This is a genomic window from Cellulophaga lytica DSM 7489 (assembly GCF_000190595.1).
Taxonomy (GTDB): domain Bacteria; phylum Bacteroidota; class Bacteroidia; order Flavobacteriales; family Flavobacteriaceae; genus Cellulophaga; species Cellulophaga lytica.
The window spans coordinates 313,485-320,000 of the sequence record NC_015167.1 but is presented as its reverse complement, the minus strand read 5'-3'; the positions used below and the strand labels follow the sequence as shown (position 1 = coordinate 320,000).

Sequence of the window (6,516 nt, the reverse complement as noted above, 5' to 3'; positions counted from 1 at the left end):
AGTGTAATTAATTATTGAAGGATGTTCTCCTTTTTTTAAGTATGGTATAGCTGCTCTAGAAGCAAAGAATACTGAATCTAAATTTAATGCCATAACAAACCTGTAAAATTCAGTTGTCATTTCCTCAAATCTAGATCTGCCACCTAAACCACCTGCATTGTTCACAAGCACGTCTATTCTTCCGTATTTTTCACCAATTTTTACAATATTTTCTGTTACTAGTTCTTCTTTTGTGACATCAAAACCTATATATTCTGCTGTTATACCTTCTTTAGAAAGTTCTGCAACCCTTTTAGCACCAGCGTTGTCATCAATTCCATTTAAAATAACTGTGTAGCCATCAGTTCCTAATCTTTTTGCTACTTCAAAACCTATACCACCTGTGGCACCTGTAACTATTGCTACTTTTCCTTTGTTTTTGCTCATTTTTATGTGTTTTATTTTTATTTATCCTGTTATGTTTAATTTTTAATTATTTTTTGGTTTTAGAGGTTCTATTTTTGGGCATAATATCCATACTGCTAAAAGAGCTATTATTGCTAATGCACCACCTATGATAAATGCTGGTATATAATTACCACCTGCAGTTATAAAAGTAACTAGTAACGTAAGTCCGGCTGCACAAAGTTTAGCAGCCATACCTGCAAATCCAGATAATGTGCCTACTATTTTTCCACTAAAAAGGTCACTTGGTAATGTTTGTATGTTTCCAATTGCAATTTGAAATCCAAATAATAATATAGCCATAATTACAACTGCAATTAAAGCTGCAGTATTTCTGGCATTATTAATTTTTGATAGAGAGGCAAGAGCAGCAATTCCAGAATCTGACGGTGGTCCATATTTTGGTAATAAACGTTCTTCTTTTGTTGCTTCGGCTTTAGGTGTTTCCCAAACAGCAGATTGATATGCTTTCTTAAATCTAGGATTAGATTTAATTTCATAAGTACTATTTCCAGCAATTTCTTCAATAAAATGTTTATCGGATTTTAAATCCTTGAATGCATCATTATCCATTATCTTTTTAACTTGTGGATCAGCCATTGTTAAAGCTGCAGATTCCTCAACTCCAAAAACTCCTAAAACTTGAGGCGCACCAGGGTATTTTAGTAGAATAAAACATGGAATCATTACTATACATCCCAGCGTAATAACATATTTACGAGTTTTGTCTACAGTCCATCCAAAATTAAGTTTCTTTTGGGCTAGTAAACCTCCATACCATGCACCAATCATTGCTCCTACATAAGGAACCCAAGCAGAGAAAGCTATTTCTTTTACATTCATTCCAAATACCTCAGATAGGTATATAGGAATCCAAACTATAAAAAGCCACCAAATAGGATCTAAAGCAGCAGAAGCAATTATTACGCCCCAGCTTTCTTTATGTTTAAGCAGTTTTCCTGTATCAGGTACATATCCATCATCATAATTTCCATCTTCATCAATATCTTGATTTTTTTGTCCAGAGAGTATATATTTTCTTTCATCTTCTGATAACCAAGGATGTGTTTTTGGAGCAGATTTTACAATATAAAGCCAAGGTAATAGCCATAATAAACCAAGAGCACCAACAACTATAAATATTAATTTCCAGTCTAAAAATGTTGATAATAATCCGATAACAGGATATGCTACTATACCACCAATTGCGGCTCCTGAATTAAAGACTCCTTGAGCAAGTGCTCTTTCTTTTGTAGGAAACCATTCAGCATTTGCCTTTGCTGCGCCAGGCCAATTACCAGCCTCTGCTACGCCTAAAATTGATCTAAAAATAGAAAAACTAAGCATTCCTTGGGCCAAAGCATGAAACATAGTTGCTATAGACCAAACTCCAATAGATATGGCAAACCCCATTCTTGTACCTATCCAATCAAAAATTTTACCAAATAGAGCTTGTCCACTGGCGTATGATATAATAAATACTGTTGATATGGTTCCGAATATAACTTTATGACCATCTTTATCCATTTCTGGAAATAAATCTTGGGCAATATCTGGCCATAGAGCTCCAAAAGCTTGTCTGTCTATGTAATTAACTACTGCTGCTAAAGCAACAAGTCCTACTACCCACCATCTTAATCCTTTTACCTTCATATTTTTATATATAAAAGGAGTGTATAGAGTATTTTAATTAGATTTTTAGGACTATTAATTACTAGTCATCTAATTATTTAACTTCCCTCCTTAATTTTATTCTTTAAAAAGATATTACGTGCAATATGTATCTTTTTAATAGTGTTATTTTATGTTATAGCAATATTGATATAATGCATTGAAGTGTTCCTTCATTTTTTGTTTACCTAATATTGGATCTTGTTTTTTTATAGCTTCATAAATTTCTGTATGCTCTTTAATTCCTTTAACTGTTTGATCTTTATCACAGACGTGATATTTTTCAAAATCTATAATTATTTGTGGTGTTATGGTTAACATAAAAGTGTTAATAGTACTATTACCACAAGCTTTTGCAATAGCTAAATGAAATAGTAAATCTTCTTGTACTGCATCTTCACCACTTAATGCTTTAGATTCGTAAGCAACTAAAGCTGCTTTTATATTTTTTAAATCTTCTTCAGTTCTTCTTAAAGAAGCCAAACGAACAGTTTTTAATTCTAGTAAAATTCTTGTTTCAACTAAAGATTTAAAGTCTTGACTTTCTAACCTTAGTATGTCATCTATCATTCCGTTTAAAGCAATAACACCAATATTAGCGACAAAAGTTCCGCTCTGCGGAATTGATTTTAGTAGACCATAGAATTCTAATTTTTGAATTGCGTCTCTTACATTACTTCTGCTAACTTCAAATTTCTCAGACAGCATACGCTCAGAAGGTAATTTGTCTCCTGGCTCCAAATTTTTTAAATTAATAAGATCTCTAATATTACTAATTATAGAGTTCTGTATTTGTTTGCTATCATTTGTTGGTTGTGCTTCTAACTTCATAATAAAAATTATTAACTTTTAAATGGTCTTAAACTAGCATTAAATATTAAATGTTTATTTAAGATCAAAAATAGTTAAGTTTTATTAGCTGCTATTGATTTTTAGTGTTTGTTAACACCAGAACTATAAAGCACTGGTGATAACAAAAACTAGAACTAACTCTACGTATTACACGTAACTTAACTAAAACTTATTCTGTAATATTTAATTCATAATATTTAACTTTTGCATAAGAGTTTTTGTCTCTTGACTGAAAATAATTACCAGCTTTAAAATAGTTTTCAAAAACACCCCATTTTTCCATATGTATGTTTTCATATACTTTAAATTCATTGTTATTTAAAGAAACAATCATTTTTCCTTCAGATACTTTAACTTCTAGTGTGAATTTTTTAAAACCAACTTCTTCATCAAACGTGTGTCCTTCATCGTCAGTCCAAGCAGTTTCGTGTAAAATTTCAGTATTGGTTAAACTTAAACTCTTTAATTTTTTTGTTTTTACTCTAATTTTTCCATTCTGCCAATAAATTTTTAGCATTGGAGGAGCATTATTATCTTTTTGACCAATTAATTCTTTTTGTTGGTTAGTAAGTCTGCCGTGTATTTGCATAATGATGGTTTTGTGATATTTACCATTACTATCTTTAGAAATATCTTCTACAGCAAGCTTACCTTTTAACTCTCTACCTTGTTTAAATGTCCAATTAACGTTATTACTGCCTGGTTGCATTTGTTCTCTAAGTTCTGTTCTAGAGTACTTAGTGTTTGCAGTAGTAGCGTTGCTAGGGTAGGCATAAAAAACAAGCGCACCAGAAACAGAGTCATTATACATAAATGGCATTAGTGTTTTGTTTGTGGCATAATTAATTATTTCTGGAGGCTCTATTTCTGTAGGCTTACCAATAGGTAAAGTAACTTTCCAGTGACTTAAATCTATTTCTGGCAACTTGTATTTTTTCTTTTTTCTTTTTTTCTTTTTAGTAATTTTAGTATCCGTTTCTACTACGCTGCTTTTTGCGGTTTGACAAGCAGCGGTAGTAGTAAGAAATACAATTGATAGTATAGTTATTATTTCTTTACGGAAATTCTTCATTTTTTTAATATTATGGAGCTGGTACAATACTAATATTATCTACGTAAGTATCACCTGTACTAACATTATCTATCCAAATAGCAATTTCACCAGTAGCGTTTGCTTCAAACTCAAAAGTTACTTCTGTAAAATTATTTTTTCCTAGAGCAACATCTCCATCAGCTTCAGCAATAAAACCAGTAGCTTCTAGTTCACTAGCATTATCCATCCATCCGTTAAGTATACCAACTCTTACTTTATCTCCATCGTTTTTAAGTGCGTAATGAAATGTTACAACATATTTTGCATTAGGCGTAACTGTTAAAGCTTGGTAAGATGCTCTATCATTACCTTCTCCTGTAGCAGGATATTTTGCTCCTTGAGTTTTTCCTGATGAGCTATCAAAAGGAACTGCATAAGCACCATCTGAACTTGTTTGGTGTACAGTTGCTCCTAAAATTCGCCAACAGTTAGTACCGTCGTTTTTTGGATCTTTAGGGGTTCCGTCTGCTTGTATAAATACACATCCAAGAGTATCACCGCCTTCTTCTGTACCATCTTCAAAAGCCCATTCTGAAATTACAGGTGTGATGACTGTTGGAACTTCTGGTTCTACAACTGTAATTGTTTCTGTATAAACACTTTCTACTCCTAGGTTATCTGAGGCTGTTAATGTTACAACAAAATCGCCTTCTCCAGGAAAAGTGTGTTCTGGTTCTACTTCTGTAGACGTAACTACTTCTCCTGAATTATGTACAAACTCCCAGTTGTATTGTGTAGCACTGTTAGATTGATTACTAAATGTATATGTTTTCCAGGCATCATCTGAACCAGTGTTTTGACTTGCAGCAAAAAATGCTGTCGGAGGAGTTAAATCTTCAATTGAAGCTGTGTCTGCAATATCATACTCTAAATCACAAGAAGAAAAAGATATGATTAGTAAAAAGACTGCAGTTAATAGTCCTGCAGAGCTTTTTAATTTATTAGTATTTCTATTATTTTTCATAATTATATGTTTAAACTATAGTTTTTTAGTAACCAGGGTTTTGTGTTAATACACCTTTACTTAAGCCTATTTCTCTTTGTGGAATAGGTAATAACAAGTCTGTAGAAGAAAAACTATATCCATTTTCTGTAGCAAATTCTGATAAAACATTTACAGCTTCTCCCATTCTAATTAAATCAAACAAACGTTTGTTCTCAAACGCAAGTTCTACACGTCTTTCATTTAGCAATTCTTCTTTTGTAATAACACCGTCTTCATCATCAGGTAAGCCAGCTCTATTTCTAATAGAGTTAAATGATGTAAGTGCATTTGAGTTAGAGGTAGATTCACCACCGCCTAAAATGGCTTCTACATGAAGTAAAACAACATCTGCGTATCTTAAGACAATCCAATCATTACCAGCAGCTTGTGCATCAGAACTAAAAGTTCTTCCGTTGTCTCCACCGCTTTCTCCGTTTGGCAAATATTTAATTGCTTGGTTTTCTGTAGGCTGAAAAGGGTCTACTCTGTATGTATATTGAGTTCTGTCTCCGCCCATTTCTTCTAACGCAGCAACAACATCTGTAGTAGCGTAGTTTACGCCACTAGTTCTGCCAACAGAGTTTAACCATTCTGCAGAAAAATTTTGACTGTTATTATTGTCTCCTTGTTCATAACCAATAGCAAAAATAACTTCGTTATTAAGTTCAGAGAAGAAGATATCACTGTAATTGGTTAATAAACTATAACCTCTTGCAGGGTTCATAACTTCCTCGCAAAGCAATTGCGCTTGTGCATAGTTAGGAGTTGGTAGAGATAAATATACTTTGGCTAGTAAGCCTTGTGCAGCAGCTTTAGAAGCTCTGTCTTTATAAGTATCATCTAAATTATCTACAGCAGTTTGTAAGTCTGCAACAATTACATTGTAAATTTCTGCAGAGTTAACTCTTGTAAAAGCTGTTTCTGTATCTAATGGTGCAATAACGTTAGTAACTAAAGGAACATCGCCATATAAACGAACCAAATTAAAGTATGCGTAAGCTCTTAAAAACTTAGCCTCACCTTCAATTTTACCAGCAGTAGCTTCTGATGCAGAACCAATGTTATCTAAAACAACATTTGCTCTAAAAATTACATCGTAAAAACTTCTGTAATAATCAGCTACAATACCGTTAGTAGCTTCTATAGCAAAACTTTCAAACTGTGCAGCTTCTCCTTCTTGACTTTTTGTTCTTGTATTATCACTACGCATTTCTGTAACGTAAAACTCTACTTGTGTTGCGTGGTTTAAGTTAGAGTTTGTAAGCTTGGATGCATTTACACCTTGCAAACCGTCGTAAATATTAATTATTGCAGCTTCTAATTCTTCATCGTTAGAATAAAAAGCATCTCCGCTTGTACCAGTTTTTAGTTCTGGTGATAAAAATGAATCTTCACAAGATACAGAGAAAATTGTAATGACTATTAATGTTAAAAATTTAAGTTTTTTCATGATTATATATTTTTAAATTAG

At 32.7% G+C, this 6,516-nt stretch carries 6 protein-coding genes (1 of these 6 cut by a window edge); all 6 read right to left on the bottom strand.

Going from position 1 to position 6,516, the window contains the following annotated elements; all coding sequences use genetic code 11:
- A protein-coding gene (locus tag CELLY_RS01495; RefSeq protein ID WP_013619885.1) for an SDR family NAD(P)-dependent oxidoreductase crosses the window boundary here: on the bottom strand, window positions 1–426 show its 5' portion. The gene continues 339 nt to the left of window position 1, outside the view; only the first 426 of its 765 coding nucleotides appear in the window; it begins with the start codon at window positions 424–426; its stop codon lies off the left edge, out of view.
- A gap of 42 nt (window positions 427–468) precedes the next feature.
- Window positions 469–2,097: an MFS transporter gene (locus tag CELLY_RS17195; RefSeq protein ID WP_013619884.1), complete on the bottom strand. Its 1,629-nt coding sequence runs from the start codon at window positions 2,095–2,097 to the stop codon at window positions 469–471.
- A 144-nt stretch (window positions 2,098–2,241) separates the two neighbouring features.
- Window positions 2,242–2,946: a FadR/GntR family transcriptional regulator gene (locus CELLY_RS01485; protein WP_013619883.1), complete on the bottom strand. Its 705-nt coding sequence runs from the start codon at window positions 2,944–2,946 to the stop codon at window positions 2,242–2,244.
- Between the two features lie 190 nt (window positions 2,947–3,136).
- Entirely contained in the window at window positions 3,137–4,039 is a 903-nt protein-coding gene (locus CELLY_RS01480; RefSeq protein WP_013619882.1) for a polysaccharide lyase family 7 protein, read from the bottom strand.
- 10 nt (window positions 4,040–4,049) lie between these two features.
- Window positions 4,050–5,024 (bottom strand): PKD domain-containing protein, encoded by a 975-nt coding sequence (locus CELLY_RS01475; protein ID WP_013619881.1) that lies wholly within the window; start codon window positions 5,022–5,024, stop codon window positions 4,050–4,052.
- 25 nt (window positions 5,025–5,049) lie between these two features.
- Window positions 5,050–6,495: a RagB/SusD family nutrient uptake outer membrane protein gene (locus CELLY_RS01470; RefSeq protein WP_013619880.1), complete on the bottom strand. Its 1,446-nt coding sequence runs from the start codon at window positions 6,493–6,495 to the stop codon at window positions 5,050–5,052.
- Between the last annotated feature and the right edge of the window lie 21 nt (window positions 6,496–6,516).

Bases quoted from the DNA above. Each gene is read 5' to 3' on its own strand.
- CELLY_RS17195 (WP_013619884.1), bottom strand. From the start codon at position 2,097: ATGAAGGTAAAAGGATTAAGATGGTGGGTAGTAGGACTTGTTGCTTTA.
- CELLY_RS01485 (WP_013619883.1), bottom strand. From the start codon at position 2,946: ATGAAGTTAGAAGCACAACCAACAAATGATAGCAAACAAATACAGAAC.
- CELLY_RS01480 (WP_013619882.1), bottom strand. From the start codon at position 4,039: ATGAAGAATTTCCGTAAAGAAATAATAACTATACTATCAATTGTATTT.
- CELLY_RS01475 (WP_013619881.1), bottom strand. From the start codon at position 5,024: ATGAAAAATAATAGAAATACTAATAAATTAAAAAGCTCTGCAGGACTA.
- CELLY_RS01470 (WP_013619880.1), bottom strand. From the start codon at position 6,495: ATGAAAAAACTTAAATTTTTAACATTAATAGTCATTACAATTTTCTCT.